The sequence below is a fragment of the Streptomyces sp. NPDC103540 genome (assembly GCF_055584445.1).
Window position 1 is genome coordinate 37998 of sequence record NZ_JBVJMA010000002.1, and the last position, 15470, is coordinate 53467.

Consider the following 15470-nt stretch of genomic DNA (forward strand, 5'->3'; position numbering starts at 1 on the left):
CGTTCGGGGCTTGGCTTGCCAAGATCAAGAAGGCGGGGCTGCTCCCCTTCGGACACCGGCGCGGGGGGAAGCGAATGTCCTACAGGCTCGACGGCGGCACCCCCTGGCCCGAGGAGTTCGTCGACCGCTACTGGATGGCCGGGCACTGGCGCGGCGACACGTTGGACGGTCTCCTGCGCGACCGGGTCCGGTCGTCGGGGCCGCGCACCGCGCTCGTCCACGACGGCGAACGCGTCACGTACGCGGCCCTGAACCGCCGCGTGGACCGCATGGCGGCGGGCTTCCGACAGCTGGGCCTGCGACCGGGACAGCAGGTCGTCGTCCAACTGCCGAACGTGCCCGAGTTGGTCGTCGTCCTGTTCGCGCTGATGCGCGCCGGCGTGTTCCCCGTCTTCTGCCCGCTCTCGCACCGCACGCCCGAGGTGTCCGCGCTCGTCCGCCTCACCGAGGCCGTCGGCTACGTCGGCCCCTCCACTCACCAGGGCTTCGACCACACCGCGATGGTCGCGGAGATCGCCGCCGAAGGCCCCTTCCTGCGGCGGGTGTTCACCTTCGAGGCGCCGGGCGCCTCCTCCCCGTACGGCGGCTTCACGACCGACCCCGCCGGCTGCTACTACGTCCCCCTGCACGCCGTCGACGCCCCGCCCGAGCCCGCGCTCGCCCTGAGCGCCGGCCAGGTGGCGTTCCTCCGGCTGTGCGAAGCCGAGGGCGAGGACGACGGCGGTCGCGCGGAGCCCCGGCTCGTGCCGCGCACCCACAACGACTACGCCTACCAGGCGCGGGCCGCCGCCGAGCGGGCCGCGCTCACCGAGGACGACGTGTACCTCGCCGCGCTGCCCGCCGGATCCGACTTCGCCTTCGGCTGCCCGGGGGTCGTCGGGACCCTCGCCGTCGGCGGCACCGTCGTCCTCTCCGAGAGCCCGGAGCCCGCCGCTTGCCTGCCGCTCATCGAGCGGGAAGGGGTCACGGTCACGGCGCTCACGCCCGCCGTCGCCGGATCGTGGCTCGACGCGCTCCCCACGAGCACGGCCGACGTGAGCGGTCTGCGGCTCGTACAGATCGGCGGCGCGCCCCTGCCGCGCGGCGTGGCAGAGCGCCTTGGTCCCGAACTGGGCTGTCGCCTCCAGCGGGCCTTCGCGCTGCCCGAGGGGGTGCTCACCCTCACCCGCCCCACCGCCCCGGACGAGACCGTGCACGCGACGCAGGGGCTCCCGCTCTCGCCCGACGACGAGATCCGCATCGTCGACGCGGACGACCGGGACGTGCCCGACGGGGAGAGCGGCGAACTCCTCGCGCGCGGCCCGTACACGCCCCGGGGTTACTACCGGGCGCCGGAACTCAACGCCCGCCGTTTCACCGCCGACGGCTACTTCCGCACCGGGGCCCTCGCCCACCGCGCTCCGGACGGGGACCTGGTGGTGACGGGCCGCGTCACGCCCCGCGCCGGCTCCCGTCCGCCGCGCCGTCCCTGAAACCGCCCCGCGGTGACGGCGAAGGCGACGGCGACCAGAGTCCGGCGGCCGTGCCCTCGCGGAGGTGCCGTTCGTAGGTCACGACCTTGTCGTGGACGACGTCGAGGCTCGCCCGCAGCTCGTCCATCCTGGCGCGTACGGCGTCCTCGTGCGCGCGCAGCAGCGCGAGGCGCTCCGCCTCGTTGCCTGGTCCCGATCGCACGAGTGCGGCGAACTCCCGGATCACGGCGATCGGCATCTCCGAGGCCCGCAGGCGCCGGCACAGCAGCAGCCAGTCCACGTCCGCCTGTTCGTAGACCCGCCGGCCGCCGCCGGAGCGCGGGATCTCCCGCAGCAGCAGACCCTCGCGTTCGAAGAACCGCAGCGCGTCCACGCTCATGCCGGTCATCCCGGCGACCTCGCCTATGGACAGGCCGCCCCGCTCCTCGCTCATCACGGCAACGTACCCCGCCCTTGACCTGGACCGCGCTCCAGCCACCAGCATCGTGGTCATGATCACGAAGCAGACGCGCATCGGCACCGGCTTCGGTGCCCACAGCACGGCCGACGACGTCCTCGCGGGCGTCGACCTCAGGGGCACGACCGCCCTGGTCACGGGCGGCCACTCCGGCCTCGGGCTGGAGACCACCCGCGCCCTGGCCCGGGCGGGAGCGCTCGTCGTCGTCCCCGCCCGCCGCCCCGCGACCGCCGAACTCGCCCTCCACGACGTCCCCGGGACGGAGGTGCACGCCCTCGACCTGGCGGACCCGGACAGCGTGCGGGCCTTCTGCGCGGGCTTCCTCGCGACCGGCCGCCCGCTCGGCATCCTCGTCAACGGCGCCGGGGTGATGGCCTGCCCCGAGACGCGTGTCGGCCCCGGCTGGGAGGCGCACTTCGCCGTCAACCACCTCGGGCACTTCGCGCTGGTGCAGCACCTCCTGCCGGCCCTGACCGCCGGCGGGGCGCGGGTGGTGTCCGTGAGCTCCTCCGGGCACTTCCTCTCCGACATCCGCTGGGACGACCCCCACTTCCGCGCCGGCTACGACCGTTGGCGGGCGTACGCCCAGTCCAAGACCGCCAACTCCCTGTTCGCGGTGGGTCTCGACGGTCTCGCCTCGGACCGGGGCGTGCGCGCCTTCGCCGTGCACCCCGGCAGCATCCTCACGCCGCTGCAACGTCACGTTCCCCGCGAGGAGTGGTCGGCGCTGGGTTGGGTGACCGCGCGGGGCGAGCCGGCCGAGGGGTTCAAGACCCCGGAGCGGGGTGCGGCGACGGCCGTGTGGGCGGCGACGTCCCCCCTGCTCGACGGCCTCGGCGGGGTCTACTGCCAGGACTGTGACGTCGCGGAGCCCGCCGCCGGCGACGACATGCTGATCGGCGGGGTCAAGCCCTGGGCCGTCGACCCCGCTTCCGCGTCCCGACTCTGGGAGCTCTCCGCCCGCCTCACCGGGCTGGACGCGCTGCGCTGAGGCGCGCCACGAGGCGGCCCGGGCGTCCTCACGGCGCGCGCACGTCCTCACGGCGCGCGCAGGGTGAGGACGTAGGCCGCGGTGAGCGCCACGGCCCGGTCCTCGTCCCGCGACAGCTCGACGAGGGCGCGCGAGGCCGTGGTTCCGGGGACGTCCGCGAGCGCCTGCGTCAGCCGTCGCCGGGCGGCCGGGCCGAGGGCTCCGTGGGCCAGCCGGTCCACGAGCGCGGTCGCGATCCGCTCCGCCGGGGCGGGACGGGTCGCGAGGGCGCCCAGCGCGTCGGCGGCGTCGACGTCCGCGCCGTTCGTCTCGTCGACGATCATGTCGATGAGCGTGGGGACGGCGTCGACCGCCCCGCGCTCCCCGAGCGCCAGGGCGGCGCGCCGGCGGACGACGACGTCGGGGTGGGTGAGGGCCGCGCGCAGCAGAGCGGTGGCCCCGTCGTGCGGGAGCTCGGCGAGGGACCGTACGGCCCGTTCGCGCACCTCGGCCGACGGGGAGTCAAGCGCCTCCCCCAGCAGCGCCGACCCGCCGTCGCCGGACCGTGCCAGGGCCCACCGCAGGGCCCCGGCGACGATCGGATCCGCCTCGCCGAGGACCGCCTCGACGAGGGCTTCCACCGGCACCGCGTTCGGCTGCGTCGAGGACAGGGCCGCGCGCTGGCGCTTCCCGGCGCTGTCCGAACCCAGGGCCTGGAGGAGCGCCACGATCTGGAGGACGTCCTCCCAGTCGGCGGGTCGGGCGGCGTCGATCCGCCGCAGTCGGGTCAGCAGGTCCGTCTCGGCGGCGATGCGTTCCCGTGTCTGACGGATGAGGTCGTCGACGAGCTCCGAGGGCCTGAAGTCGGGATCGTCCAGCGCGCTCCCGACCTCGCGCAGCGACAGCCCCAGTGTCCGCAGGCTCTCGATGTGGAAGATCCGTCGGATGTCCTCGTCGGCGTACTCGCGGTAGCCGGCGCCGGTGCGGCCGGTCGGGCGCACCAGGCCGAGCGACTCGTAGTGCCTGAGCATGCGAGCGCTGACCCCGGACCTTCGTGCCACGTCACCGATCAGCACCGTGCCTCATTCCTCCTCGCCGCCGCTCTCGCCGCTGCCGTCGCCTTCGCCTTCGCCGTCGCCTTCGCCTTCGCCTTCGCCGTCGCCTCCGGCACCGTCGCCGCCGAGGACCATGATCCGCTTCGCCTCCTCGATCGCGAACTCGAATCCGGCGTCCGGGTCGCGCGCCAGCCGCTCCGTGGCGATGGCGTGGCGGCGCACCTCGGGGTCGGGGTCGGCCGTCGCCCCGCGCAGGGCGGGCGCCGCCGCGTCGCCGAGCGCGATCAGGGCCCGGCTGAGGCTCAACCGGGTCTCCCGCCCGCCGCCGCCGAGCCGTGTCGCCAGTACCGCGGCCAGCTCGACCTCCTCGCCCTCGGGGACGAGTACGACGGCGGCCCGCCACGCGCAGCGCGCCACCTCCTCGTCGGTGTCGGAGAGGAGTTCCCGGGTGATCGCCGGCCACGCCCGCCGGTCGCCGATCTTGGACAGCGTGTGCAGGGCCTGGCTTCGGGCCTGTGCCCGCTCCGAACGCAGTGCCTCCACCAGCCCCGGCAGCGTCCGCGCCGGCGCGTGGCGGGTGAGCGCCCAGGTGAGCATCTCGCGTACGGAGAAGTCGGGCTCGACGGCGCAGCGCTCGATGAGGCCGTCGACGTGGCTCGGGTGCGGGGTCGTGCCGATCTCCAGCGCCGCCCGCAGCCGCACCGACGGGCGGCCGTCCTCCAGGGCCCGCAGCGCCCGCGGCGCGAACGCCTCCTCCTCCCGCCCCGCTCCGGTGTCCACCCTCGTCCGCGTCTTCGGGTGCGCGTCCTGCCTCGCCATGGTCATCGGGACCACCTCCTCGGACGCAGTGAAGGGCTTGCCACCGTGTCAAGGTCAAGCGCACGACCCCGAACCGCCGCGGGGAGGGCGCGCCTCCCGCGCGGGTGCGGGCCGGCACCGACACCGTCGCCGCGGTCGTCCGCGACGGCGACGAGGACATCGAGTCGCGCCAGGACGTCACCCTGGCCGCCCACGAGTCCCGGGCGGTCGCCCTCGCGCCCGACCGGAACCCCCGCCCGCGCCTGGGCCGTCCCCGCGTGTGGTGGCCCGCCGGCATGGGCCCGCAGCACCTGTACGGGCTCACCGTCACCTCGTCGACGGCCTCGACACACCGGTCCTGCCGGTCCGTTGGGACGACAACCAGGTCACCCTGTGGCCCGGCGAGAGCACGGTCCTGAACGCCACGCACCGCTCCGCCGGCCCCGACGGCGCGCTCCCCCGCGTCCGCGTGTCGGGCTGGAACATCCCCACCACGCACGTGACCGCGCACGTCGGCGCGCCCGGCCGGGCCGGCTGACGCCTCCCCCTCCCCGAGCGGGGCGGGGGGGGGGAGGCGCCGCTCACGTCGCGCCGGTCGGGTCAGCCGTTCGCCGCGGCCAGGAGGACGTCCACGAGCCGCTCCGCGGCGTCCGGGCGGCCGTACGCGCGGGCCCGCTCGGCCATCGCGGTCCGTCCGGCCGGGTCGACCAGGAGGGGGCCGACGGCCTCCGCGAGGGTCTGGCCGGTGACCTCACCGAGCAGGGCCACCGCGGCGCCGGCCTCGGCCAGGTGACGCGCGTTGTGCGCCTGCTCGTTGCCGGCCGAGGTGGCCAGCGGTACGAACACGGCGGGCTTGCCGAGCGCGGTCAGCTCGGCCAGGGTGCCCGCGCCGGAGCGGGAGATCACCACGTCGGCGAGCGCCAGCACGTCCGGCAGCTCCGGCCCGACGAAGCCCGTCAGGTGGTAGCGGCCCGCGAGGACCGGGTCGAGCACGGAGGCGGCGGAGCGCAGCTCGTCGACGTTGGCGGGCCCGCACTGGTGGATCACGTTCGCGTGGCTCAGCAGCCACGGCAGCACCTCGCGCACCACGCCGTTGATCTGCTGGGCGCCCTGGGCCCCACCGGTGACGTACACGGTCGGCAGGCGGCGGTCGAAGCCGGTCAGGTTCAGGGCGTGCAGCGCCTTCTCGGGGTGGCCGGTCAGGACCTCCGGGCGGACCGGGTTGCCGGTGACGACCGCCCGGCCGCGCACCTCGGCCGGCAGCAGCGGCAGCGAGGACTCCGAGGACACCGCGATGCTCGTCGCCGAGCCGGCGAGCTTCCGGTTCGCCAGTCCCAGCCGGACCGTCTGCTCGTGCAGCACGAGGGGGCGCTTGCACAGCCGGGCGGCCAGGCCGGCGGGGACGGCCACGTAACCGCCGGTCGCCAGGACCACGTCCGGCTCGAACTCGGACACGATGGTGCGCGCCTGGGCCACGCCGAGCGGCACGCGCGCCATGTCCTTCATGTTGGCCGCCGACAGCATCTTCAGGGGGTTCGCCGATCGGCGGATCTTCCCGGTGGCGACCGTCTTGAACGCGATGCCCTCGGCGGGGGCGACGCGCGCCTCCAGACCGTCGGCGGTCCCGATCCACAGCACGTCGAGCGTGCCGCCTCGGGCCGCGAGCCGACCGCGCAACGTGCGGATCGCCGTGAGGGCGGGGTACGTATGACCGCCGGTCCCTCCGCCGGTCACGAGCAGGCGGAAGGGACGGGAGAGCGAGGAAGTGTCCATCCGGCGACCCTACCGGCTGCCCCCGCGCCGCCCGCCAACAGCCTCCGGTTCGCCACGACGAGGGCGCCCTCGGGTGGGGGTCGGGCCCCTCCCCGAGGGCGGTTGCGGCGCCTACGGTCGCCGGTCGTGCGGGGTTCCCGTCCCCCGTCCGGCCGCCGTGAAGGCGGTCAGGAGGGTGCGCGCCCGGTCGCGGAAGGCCTCGTCCCGGGGGACGATGCGGCCTTCGACGCCCGAGCGGACGGTCCGGGCGTCGCCGTCGGCGAGCCGGGCCAGCCGGCGCAGGTCGTCCGCGGTCGGGGCCCCGTCGCCGCCCGTCGCCAGGAGTTCGAGGGCGTCGAGCGCGCCGGTGGGGTCCCCCTCCCGTTCCGCGGAGTCGAGGACGGCCGCCATCCTCGCGGGCAGGCCGGGCGAGGCGCGGTGCCCGAGGGAGGTGAGGGCCAGGACGGCGGCCGGCGCGGTGACGGGCCCGCCCACGAGCGCCTCCAGACGGGCGGCGAGCGGCCGCGCCCGCGGGCCGAGCAGGGCGGCCGTTCGGGCGGCCCGCGCCGCCGACCGGTGGGACCAGGGGCTCGCCGCGGCCCCGTCGAGCACCGCCCCCAGGGCCGCGACCACCGGGGCGGCGTCGCCCGTGACGTGCCACAGGGCCTCGGCGAGAACGGTCGCGGTGTCCAGCGCGGGCCCGGTCGGGAGGTCCGGGCCGTCGAGGGCCCCGTGCAGCGCGGACCGCAGTGCGGGCGCGAGTGCGGCGGCCCGGGGTCCGAGCGCGGCGAGCGCGGCGACGGAGTCCCGGAGGGCGCCGCCGCCCGCCGCCAGGTCGCGGTCGAGGAGGCGTACGAGGGGCCCGTGTTCGCCGGTGAGCGCGTACGAAGCCCTCGCCGCGGCGATCCCGCCCGCCTCGGCCTCGGTCCGCAACCGTGCCGCCGCGCGCTCGCGTTCGTCGGGCGGGCAGTGCGCGGCGACGGCCGCGACGGCGCGGGCGGCGGCTTCCGGGGCGTGCGGGAGCGCCGCGTACAGCTCGGGCAGCGCCGCCGCCGCGCGGGCCCCCCAACCGGCGAGGAGCCCCGCGAGGTGCGCGGTTTCGTTGCCGGTCAGGGTCCGGGGGTGGGCGAGCACGCGGCGTACGGAGTCGAGGAGTTCGGCGTCGTAGGGGAAGGGGGCGCCGTCGGGGCCCGGGAACTCGCCGGTCGCGGCGAGCGCGCGTGGGCGGCGCCCGAGGGTCCGTGCCAGGAGCGGGGCGGCTTCGGCGGGGGCGACGCGCACGAGCGCGGCGAGCGCGCGGTCCGCGAGGTCGTCTTCCCGGTCGGGGTCGCGGCCGGCGAGGGGGGTGAGCACGTCGGCGGCGGGCGCGGCGAGGGTGCCGAGGCCGCGCAGGAGGGCGGCCACGGACAGTACCGCGTCCTGGTCGACGGCTGCGGCCCGCAGGGCGGGGAGCAGGCGCGCCGGGGCGGCGCGCGAGTGCGCGCAGGCGCGCTCGGCCGCCCAGATCGCCTCGCCCCGCACCTCGGGGCGGTCGTCCCGCAGGGCGGCGTCGATCAGGGTGAACGCCGCCTCCCGGTGCGTCGCGTCGCCCCGGCGCAGCAGCGTGTCGGTGACGGCCGCCAGGGGTTCGCCGCGCGCGTGGTCGAAGCGGCCGAGGCCGATCGGGTCGGCCGGCAGGAGGGACAGCATGACCGCGTGGTCGGTGCCGGTCCAGGGCCGGTCGGCGTCGAGGCGGGCGAAGAGGGCGGCCATGCGCAGGCGGGCGGGGGCGGACGGGTGCGGCACGCCGGCGGCGGCGTCCGCCGCGACGTCCCGGTCGAGTCGGGAGATCCCGGCCAGGACCTCCGCCCGCACGCGGGGGTCGGTCTCCTCGGTCCAGCGGGCGAGGAGGGCCGGCAGGGCGGTGTCGGCGGAGCGGGTGTGGGACACGGCCCAGGCGGCGGCTTCGCGCACCTGCGGCTCGGGGGCGCTCAACAGCGGCAGGAGCAGCGGTAGTTGTCGGGTCACGGCGGCGCGGACCGCCCCGGGCGGCACCCCGTGCTCGTCCTCGCTCTCCGCCATGCCGCCGAGGAGTTCCACCACGTCGGCCGTACGGTGACCGGCGGCGGCGATGTCGGCGAGGAAGGGGGCGACCTCCGCGGTGGCCGGGTAGACGGTCCCCTGGTGCAGCACGCATCCGTACAGTTCGGTCAGCGCCTCCCGGGCCTCCTCCTCGTCGTCGCCGGTCAGGGCGTGCAGGAGTGCGGGAAGGTCCTCGGCCGTGCCGTAGGCGTGGGAGAAGGCTCCCCACGGGTGATTATCGAGCATGCGTGCGAATTCCATGGGGGCATCCTGCCGGCCGGGACCGACAGCCGACCTCCGCCGCTACGGGCCCGGGGACGGGCCGGGGTTCGGGTGCGGACCGGGGCCCGGGTGCGGGTGCGGGTGCGGGTGCGGGTCGAGGGTGCGGTGGGCGTGGTTGACCCGGGCGATGAGCAGGGCGATGTCGTCGTCGGCCGAGGCGGGCACGAGGTGGGTGATCAGGGAGTCGCACAGGTGGTCCAGCGACTGCTGCGGTTCGGTGAGCAAACGGGTGAGTTCGCCGAGGCGTTCGTCGATGTCCCGGTTGCGGGCTTCGACGAGTCCGTCCGTGTAGAGCACCAGGAGGCTGCCCGGGGCCAGCGTGAGGTCCGTGGTGGTGAAGGCGGTCCCGCCGACGCCCAGCGGGGTGCCCGGGGGAAGGTCGAGGAGGCGGACGGTGCCGTCGGGGCCGACCGTCGCGGGCGGCGGGTGACCGGCGAGGGTGATGCGGCAGCGGCCGGTCGCGGGGTCGATCACGGCGTACAGGAAGGTGGCGATCATCGGTTCGGCGAGGTCGTCCAGGGCGGCCTCCAGCTGGCGCAGCAGGTCGTCGGCGGCCAGGTCGAGCCGGGCGAGGGCGCGGACGCTGGCGGAGAGCCGTCCCATGACCGCCGCCGCCGCGATGCCGTGGCCCATGACGTCCCCGATGAGGAGGGCGGCCTTGCCCCCGGGCAGGCGCAGGACGTCGTACCAGTCGCCGCCGATCTCGTTGACGTCGCTGGCGGGCAGGTAGCGGTGGGCGACCTCGATGCCGGGCGGGGGCGTGATGTGCTGGGGCAGCATGCTGCGTTGCAGGACGACGGCGGTCTCGTGTTCGCGGTGGTAGAGGCGGGCGTTGTCGATGCTGATGGCGGCGCGGGTGGCCAGCTCGCCCGCGAGGGTGAGGTCCTCGGCCCCGAAGGGTCCGACGGGGCTGGTGCGGTAGAACGTGGCGACGCCCAGCACCAGTCCCCGGGCGATGAGCGGGGCCATCATGAAGGAGTGCACGCCGACCGTGAGGAGCTGCGCGGGTCGGCTCGTGTGGCGGGCGGCGGCGGCGATGGACTGCTCGTCGAGCCGGTCGATCAGGAAGGGCCGGCGGTCGGTGAGGGCCTGGGTGTACGGCGCGGCGCCGGGGAAGGTGAGGGTCCTGCCCAGGGGGGCGAGGATGCCGGTGACCTCCGAACCGGTCAGGGGGGCTTTGCCCAGGCGGCGCAGGGCCACGCCCCCGGCCAGCCCCGTGCCGGGCTCGTCGCCGCCGGCGAGGGCGTCCAGTACGTCCACGGTGACGGCGTCGGCGAGGTACGGGACGGCCAGTTCGGCCAGCTCCTGCGCGGTGCGTTCCAGCTCCAGGCTGGCACCGATGCGGACGCTGGCCTCGCTGAGCAGGGCGAGCCGTCGGCGTCCCGCCTCGGCCTCGGTGTGGTCGCGTTGCTGTTCGGTGATGTCGAGCAGGGAGGCGATCACGCCGATGGGGCGCCCTCCTGGGTCCTCCACCCGGACGTAGGAGCAGGACCACACCCGGTCGTGGTGGGGATCGGCCGGGGTGCGGCCGGAGCGGCGGCGGTCCAGCACCGGCTCACCGGTGGCCAGGACCCGCCGCATCGCGTCCTCCATGTCCTCCGCGTTGACCTCCGGCAGCACCTGTGCGAGACGGCGGCCCACGTGGGCGGACTCCGACAGCCCGTTCATGGCCTCCAGGGCCGGGTTGACCTGGAGGAACCGAAGTTGCGTGTCGAGCACGGCGATGCCGACGGGCGAGCGGGCGAACAGCCCGTCCCAGACCGCCGACGAACCCCGGATGCGGCGGGCGGCGTGGGCGTCGGCGGCGAAGACCAGGATCGCGGAGGGACCGTGGCGGCGGCTGGGGACCGGGCAGGCCCAGATCTCCAGCTCCAGGGGATGCCCGTCCAGGTGCCAGGCGGTGACGGTGCCCATGACCCCGCGCCCGGAGGCCGCCGTCTCCCACAGGGCCCGTCCCAGACTGCGGTCGGCGCCGGGGTGCAGGAGGTCGGAGATGTGCCGGCCGACGATCTGGGGCGGCGCGTACCCGAGGAGCTCCTGCGCCGCCAGGTTCCAGCGCACGATGGTGCCGTCCGAACTGGTGGCGACCTGGGCCACCAGCAGGGAGCCCAGCCACCCGCCGGCGTCCTGGGCGGCTCCGCTGATCAGCTCCTCGATCGGCGTCTGCTCGTTCATCCGGCCCCCTCGCGGGGGGTCTCGCACACGGGTCTCGCCATCACCAAGCCCTCCAGCGCGCCCCCACCCCTCCAGCACAGACCAGACGGTGCGTGATCGCATCCGTAGCCCGCCCCCGGCCGGGGCACGGCGGGCCTCCGGCGTGGCCGGGGGCGGGAGGTGCCGCGATAATGCTGGAGTGGAGTGATCGACCGACCCGCGTCGCGGAAGGTGGTTCGCGCATGGCGATGGACAGCGGTCCGGTGGTGGGCGGCCCCTGATGCCGCTCCGGCCCCCCACCGAGGTCGTCACCGACGAGAGCGTGCTCTCACCGGTCTCGCCGGTGAGTTCGCACAACGAGTGGGACCCGTTGGAGGAGGTCGTGGTCGGCCGCCTGGACGGAGCCACGATCCCTTCCAGCCACCCCGTCGTGACCTGCAACATCCCGCCGTGGGCGGCGAGGATGCAGGGCGTCGCCGCCGGGTTCAGGTATCCGCGCGCCCTCGTCGGGCAGGCCCAGGAGGAACTCGACGGGTTCGTCGCCCTGCTGCGGTCCCTCGGCGTCACGGTCCGACGGCCGGACGCCGTCGACCACAGGCAGCGCTTCGCCACCCCCGCGTGGAGTTCCCGCGGCTTCTGCAACACCTGCCCGCGCGACAGCCTCCTCGTGGTCGGCGACGAGATCATCGAGACGCCGATGGCCTGGCCGTGCCGCTACTTCGAGACCCATTCCTACCGCGCGCTCCTCAAGGACTACTTCCGGCGCGGCGCGCGGTGGACCTCCGCGCCCAAGCCCGAGCTCACGGACGAGCTGTTCGACCCGGACTTCACCGTCCCCGGGCCCGGCGAGCCGATGCGCCACATCCTGACCGAGTACGAGCCGGTCTTCGACGCGGCCGACTTCGTCCGGGCCGGCCGCGACCTCTTCGGGACCCGCAGCAACGTCACCAACCGGATGGGCTTCGACTGGCTGCGCCGGCACCTCGGTCCCGGCTACCGCGTCCACGAGATCGAGAGCCGCTGCCGCACCCCCATGCACATCGACACCACCTTCCTCGTACTGGCGCCCGGAAAAGTGCTGGTCAACCCCGAGTACGTGGACGTGGACCGGCTGCCCGCGATCCTGGACTCCTGGGACGTGCTCGTCGCCCCCGAACCCGATCCGATCGACGAGCGGCTGCTCAAGCTCACCTCCATGTGCGGGAAGTGGCTGAGCATGAACGTCCTGATGGTCGACGAGAAGCGGGTCATCGCGGAGCGGCACCACACCGGAATGCTGCGGGCCCTGGAGCGGTGGGGGTTCGAGCCGATCCCGGGCAACCTCCTGCACTACGCGCCGTTCGGCGGCTCCTTCCACTGCGCCACCCTCGACGTCCGCCGTCGGGGCACGCTCGAAACGTACTTCGACTGACCTCCCCCGCATCGACGGCGCGTGGGCGGAAGGGTGCGACATGGTGGACCGGGACCGGATCGTGGACCGGAAGGCCTCGGTACGGGTGGAGCGGGACGGTCCGGTGTTCACGGCGACCGGCCGGTCGGCAGGACAGCGGAGGGCGCTGCGGGCCACCCTCGGCTCCGCGGGGCCGGCGGAGGGGCCGTGGAGGTCGCCTCCCGTCCTCCGCGACCCTGCGGAAATCGGTCACGGCGGCCGGTTCTCCGTGACAGGGTGATGCCATGATCATCGAGGTACGCCCCGCCACGGTCTTCGAGGACGTCCGCGCCGTGCTGGGACCGAAGTCGCCCGGGGCCAACGTGTGCTGGTGCCTGAGCTACCGGCTGCCGTCGAAGCTCAACAACGAGCTGCGGGGGCCGGCCCGCGGGGAGTACGTCGCCGACCTGTGCGGCGGCGATCCCCCGCCGGGCGTGCTCGCCTACGACGGGGACGTGCCCGTCGGTTGGGCCGCGGTGGCGCCGCGCGCGCAGACCTCCTTCGCGCGCAGCCGCACGATCCCGTACGTCGACGAGCTGCCGGTCTGGTCCGTGTGGTGCGTGCGGGTACGCCCCGGGCACCGCAAGAAGGGGATCACCCACGCCCTGATCGCCGGCGCGGTCGACTTCGCCCGCGCGCAGGGGGCTCCGGCCGTCGAGGCGTACCCCCTCGACAGCGGGGACGCCCGGGTCGACCTGACGATGGCCTACGCGGGGATCCGGCGGAACTTCGAACGGGCCGGGTTCACCCACGCGGCCGACACCACCTCGGTGTTGGCCGGGCATCCGCGGGTGCTCATGCGGCTCGACCTGCGCTGAGGCCCCTGCCGCGGTTCCCGGACATCACCGCGGCCGGCGCGGCCCGGCGGGGGGGGAACCGCCCGGTCCCGCCCCGGGCCCCGTGGTAGCTTCCGAAGATGGAACAGCGCCTCAGTCTGGTCACCCTGGGTGTCACCGACCTCGATCGCTCCCGGAGGTTCTACGAGGCCCTGGGCTGGCGGGGGCAGGAGGTCGAGGAGACGGTGTTCTTCCAGGCGGGCGGCCTCGCGCTGGTGCTGTGGGGTCGTGACCGGCTGGCCCGGGACTGCGGTCTGGACTCCGAACGGGGCAGCGGGTTCGGCGGGATCGTCCTGGCCCACAACACGCGGTCCGCGCAGGAGGTGGACGCCCTGCTCGCCGCCGCGCGGCAGGCCGGCGGGACGGTCACCAAACCGGCCGGGGCCACCTCGTACGGCGGTTACGCCGGCTGTTTGGCCGATCCCGACGGCCACCTGTGGGAGATCGCCCACAACCCGGGCTTCCCCCTGGCCCCGGACGGCTCGCTCACCCTCCCGGACTTCGGCACCCCGTAGGCTCCGGCACGTTCCCCCGTGCCGGGGCGCGGGAGCGGCGCGGGAATAGCCGCCCGTCGGCGGTGACTTGGTACCGGACATGAACGCCACCGCGTACGACCCGCGCACCCTGCTCGCGAAGAGCCGCCTCGGTGTGCTCGCGACGATCAAATCGGACGGACGGCCGCAGCTCTCGCCCGTCATGCCCTTCTACGATCCGGAGTCCGACGTCCTCTACGTCTCCATGACGGAGGGACGCGCGAAGACGACGAACCTGCGGCGCGACCCCCGGGCCGCCCTTGAGGTCACCGCCCCCGACGGCTGGTCCTGGGCGACGGCGGAGGGCACCGTCACCCTCACCGGTCCGGGCACCGACCCGCACGGGCCCGAGGTCGAGGAGTTGGTGCGGTACTACCGCGCCGCCGCCGGGGAGCACCCCGATTGGGACGAGTACCGGGCCGTGATGGTCTCCGACCGCCGGGTCCTGATGACGATGCGGGTCGAGCGCGTGTACGGCGAGCGGGTGCGCTGATCGGCCGGCCGGCGCGGGAGCCCCGTCACCCCATGGCGGAGCGCAGCATTCCGGCCGTCCTGGCCATGGCGTTCCTCGCCGGCTCGTCGGCGGCGCTCCGGGCGGCGTCCTCCAACAGCAGGGCCGCCGCCTGAAGGAGCCCGATGTGTACGGGGACGGTCTCCAGCCCGGTGAGCGCGGCCATGGCCTGATCGGCCGCGCTCTGCGGGATGAGGGTGTTGACGCCGCGTCCGACGCCGCGTGGGGACTGCGATGGTGTGCTCACGGGAGGATTCTCCCGCGTCCGGCGGAGCGGCCGAACCGTCGGCGTCGGCCGGGCGTACGGCGGGGGGAACGGCCCGCTGTCGATCCCCCCTCCACGCCCGATCCGGCCGGTCCGCCCGGTCCGGCCGCTAGTCGGCGATGTCGATGTGCATGTTGAACCGCACCCCGCCGACCTTCACGAGCAGGTTGCCCTGGACCCCGCGTTTGGCCAGGCTGCCGCCCACGTTGCCCTTGCCGAGGGCCGCCTTGTCCTGCGGCGGGAAGCTGTGGAAGTCCGTGAAGACCCCGCCCGTGGCGAGCGGCGCCGCCTGGTTCCACTCCGTGCGCAGTTCCTCGTACGCGTCCGGGTCCATCGCGGAGCCGCCGAGACCGAGGTTGACGCGCTCCCCGCCCACGTACGTCGCCGCGCACTGCTTGAGGATGGTCAGGATGAGCGAGTCCTTGAGGGAGTAATGGGTCTGGATCTTGCCGATGAGGTTGGCGGCGTCGTTGTCGACCTTCTTCTTCCGGGCCTCGCGGGCGCCGGCCTTCACCATGTCCGTGCGGTCGGAGTCGATGGCCTTGTAGGCCTCGACGTAGCCCTTGTCCTTGGTCCGGGCGATCCGGATCGTCGTGTCCCATGCGTCGGACGAGATCCACTCGGGGTCGAAGCCGATGGACTCGCAGTACTCCAGGAGGCTCCGGTTCGCGTCCTCGTCGTTCTCGGCGTACTTGGGCATGTGTGGCGTCCCCCTCCGTCGTGCGCGCTGACGGCCCAAAACTGCCATGCGCGAAGGGAGCTGTCAGCCCGTTTCGCGCAGATCGTGAAACGGGTGCCGGACGAGGTGGATGGGGCCCGCGCCGGCCGGCCGGATCTCGACCGCGGCACCACCGTCCCCGCGTGTCGCACCCGGTGGTCGGCGGTCCCGTACGGG

General features: G+C 74.9%; 15 protein-coding genes. 7 read left to right on the plus strand and 8 right to left on the minus strand.

From position 1 onward, the window contains the following. The first annotated feature begins 74 nt into the window (after window positions 1–74). Entirely contained in the window at window positions 75–1472 is a 1398-nt protein-coding gene (locus tag ACZ6ZI_RS04795; protein ID WP_469515974.1) for an AMP-binding protein, read from the plus strand. Here ACZ6ZI_RS04795 and ACZ6ZI_RS04800 read toward each other — a convergent pair. Then, on the minus strand, window positions 1432–1905 hold the full coding sequence (locus tag ACZ6ZI_RS04800; protein ID WP_469515977.1) for a MerR family transcriptional regulator: 474 nt from the start codon (window positions 1903–1905) through the stop codon (window positions 1432–1434). The genes ACZ6ZI_RS04795 and ACZ6ZI_RS04800 overlap by 41 nt on opposite strands. A gap of 58 nt (window positions 1906–1963) precedes the next feature. On the opposite strand from ACZ6ZI_RS04800, the gene ACZ6ZI_RS04805 reads away from it, so the two are divergent. Continuing rightward, a complete protein-coding gene (locus tag ACZ6ZI_RS04805; protein ID WP_469515980.1) occupies window positions 1964–2920 on the plus strand; it encodes an SDR family NAD(P)-dependent oxidoreductase in 957 nt (318 codons plus the stop codon). 47 nt (window positions 2921–2967) lie between these two features. Here the strand turns inward: ACZ6ZI_RS04805 and ACZ6ZI_RS04810 are convergent, their stop codons facing one another. Both ACZ6ZI_RS04810 and ACZ6ZI_RS04815 read right to left on the minus strand, forming a co-directional pair. Beyond that, entirely contained in the window at window positions 2968–3975 is a 1008-nt protein-coding gene (locus ACZ6ZI_RS04810; RefSeq protein WP_469515983.1) for a HEAT repeat domain-containing protein, read from the minus strand. 6 nt (window positions 3976–3981) lie between these two features. Next, window positions 3982–4773: a HEAT repeat domain-containing protein gene (locus ACZ6ZI_RS04815; protein WP_469517616.1), complete on the minus strand. Its 792-nt coding sequence runs from the start codon at window positions 4771–4773 to the stop codon at window positions 3982–3984. Between the two features lie 262 nt (window positions 4774–5035). Here ACZ6ZI_RS04815 and ACZ6ZI_RS04820 point away from each other — a divergent pair, with 262 nt between their 5' ends. Continuing rightward, window positions 5036–5290 (plus strand): hypothetical protein, encoded by a 255-nt coding sequence (locus ACZ6ZI_RS04820; protein ID WP_469515986.1) that lies wholly within the window; start codon window positions 5036–5038, stop codon window positions 5288–5290. Between the two features lie 62 nt (window positions 5291–5352). Here ACZ6ZI_RS04820 and ACZ6ZI_RS04825 read toward each other — a convergent pair whose 3' ends face one another. The 3 genes from ACZ6ZI_RS04825 to ACZ6ZI_RS04835 form a co-directional block, all read right to left on the minus strand. Then, the gene (locus ACZ6ZI_RS04825) at window positions 5353–6525 is read right to left on the minus strand and encodes a UDP-N-acetylglucosamine--N-acetylmuramyl-(pentapeptide) pyrophosphoryl-undecaprenol N-acetylglucosamine transferase (RefSeq protein WP_363054573.1); all 1173 of its coding nucleotides are present in this window, start codon (window positions 6523–6525) and stop codon (window positions 5353–5355) included. A 111-nt stretch (window positions 6526–6636) separates the two neighbouring features. After that, complete coding sequence (locus ACZ6ZI_RS04830; RefSeq protein ID WP_469515990.1) at window positions 6637–8826, minus strand: HEAT repeat domain-containing protein; 2190 nt, start codon at window positions 8824–8826, stop codon at window positions 6637–6639. A 42-nt stretch (window positions 8827–8868) separates the two neighbouring features. Next, entirely contained in the window at window positions 8869–11022 is a 2154-nt protein-coding gene (locus ACZ6ZI_RS04835) for a SpoIIE family protein phosphatase (protein ID WP_469515993.1), read from the minus strand. A gap of 259 nt (window positions 11023–11281) precedes the next feature. On the opposite strand from ACZ6ZI_RS04835, the gene ACZ6ZI_RS04840 reads away from it, so the two are divergent. The 4 genes from ACZ6ZI_RS04840 to ACZ6ZI_RS04855 all read left to right on the plus strand — a co-directional run bounded on the left by ACZ6ZI_RS04840 (window position 11282) and on the right by ACZ6ZI_RS04855 (window position 14292). Then, entirely contained in the window at window positions 11282–12412 is a 1131-nt protein-coding gene (locus ACZ6ZI_RS04840; RefSeq protein ID WP_469515996.1) for an amidinotransferase, read from the plus strand. Window positions 12413–12675: 263 nt separating this feature from the next. Next, a complete protein-coding gene (locus ACZ6ZI_RS04845) occupies window positions 12676–13248 on the plus strand; it encodes a GNAT family N-acetyltransferase (protein WP_469515999.1) in 573 nt (190 codons plus the stop codon). A gap of 98 nt (window positions 13249–13346) precedes the next feature. Next, entirely contained in the window at window positions 13347–13781 is a 435-nt protein-coding gene (locus tag ACZ6ZI_RS04850; protein ID WP_469516002.1) for a VOC family protein, read from the plus strand. Window positions 13782–13860: 79 nt separating this feature from the next. Further along, entirely contained in the window at window positions 13861–14292 is a 432-nt protein-coding gene (locus ACZ6ZI_RS04855; RefSeq protein ID WP_469516005.1) for a PPOX class F420-dependent oxidoreductase, read from the plus strand. 25 nt (window positions 14293–14317) lie between these two features. Here the strand turns inward: ACZ6ZI_RS04855 and ACZ6ZI_RS04860 are convergent, their stop codons facing one another. Next, a complete protein-coding gene (locus ACZ6ZI_RS04860) occupies window positions 14318–14557 on the minus strand; it encodes a hypothetical protein (protein ID WP_469516007.1) in 240 nt (79 codons plus the stop codon). A 127-nt stretch (window positions 14558–14684) separates the two neighbouring features. After that, window positions 14685–15275, minus strand: coding sequence for a hypothetical protein (locus ACZ6ZI_RS04865; protein WP_469516010.1), 591 nt, complete (start codon window positions 15273–15275; stop codon window positions 14685–14687). Between the last annotated feature and the right edge of the window lie 195 nt (window positions 15276–15470).

Bases quoted from the DNA above. Each gene is read 5' to 3' on its own strand.
- ACZ6ZI_RS04795 (WP_469515974.1), top strand. From the start codon at position 75: ATGTCCTACAGGCTCGACGGCGGCACCCCCTGGCCCGAGGAGTTCGTC.
- ACZ6ZI_RS04800 (WP_469515977.1), bottom strand. From the start codon at position 1,905: ATGAGCGAGGAGCGGGGCGGCCTGTCCATAGGCGAGGTCGCCGGGATG.
- ACZ6ZI_RS04805 (WP_469515980.1), top strand. From the start codon at position 1,964: ATGATCACGAAGCAGACGCGCATCGGCACCGGCTTCGGTGCCCACAGC.
- ACZ6ZI_RS04815 (WP_469517616.1), bottom strand. From the start codon at position 4,773: ATGGCGAGGCAGGACGCGCACCCGAAGACGCGGACGAGGGTGGACACC.
- ACZ6ZI_RS04825 (WP_363054573.1), bottom strand. From the start codon at position 6,525: ATGGACACTTCCTCGCTCTCCCGTCCCTTCCGCCTGCTCGTGACCGGC.
- ACZ6ZI_RS04830 (WP_469515990.1), bottom strand. From the start codon at position 8,826: ATGGAATTCGCACGCATGCTCGATAATCACCCGTGGGGAGCCTTCTCC.
- ACZ6ZI_RS04835 (WP_469515993.1), bottom strand. From the start codon at position 11,022: ATGAACGAGCAGACGCCGATCGAGGAGCTGATCAGCGGAGCCGCCCAG.
- ACZ6ZI_RS04840 (WP_469515996.1), top strand. From the start codon at position 11,282: ATGCCGCTCCGGCCCCCCACCGAGGTCGTCACCGACGAGAGCGTGCTC.
- ACZ6ZI_RS04845 (WP_469515999.1), top strand. From the start codon at position 12,676: ATGATCATCGAGGTACGCCCCGCCACGGTCTTCGAGGACGTCCGCGCC.
- ACZ6ZI_RS04850 (WP_469516002.1), top strand. From the start codon at position 13,347: ATGGAACAGCGCCTCAGTCTGGTCACCCTGGGTGTCACCGACCTCGAT.
- ACZ6ZI_RS04855 (WP_469516005.1), top strand. From the start codon at position 13,861: ATGAACGCCACCGCGTACGACCCGCGCACCCTGCTCGCGAAGAGCCGC.
- ACZ6ZI_RS04865 (WP_469516010.1), bottom strand. From the start codon at position 15,275: ATGCCCAAGTACGCCGAGAACGACGAGGACGCGAACCGGAGCCTCCTG.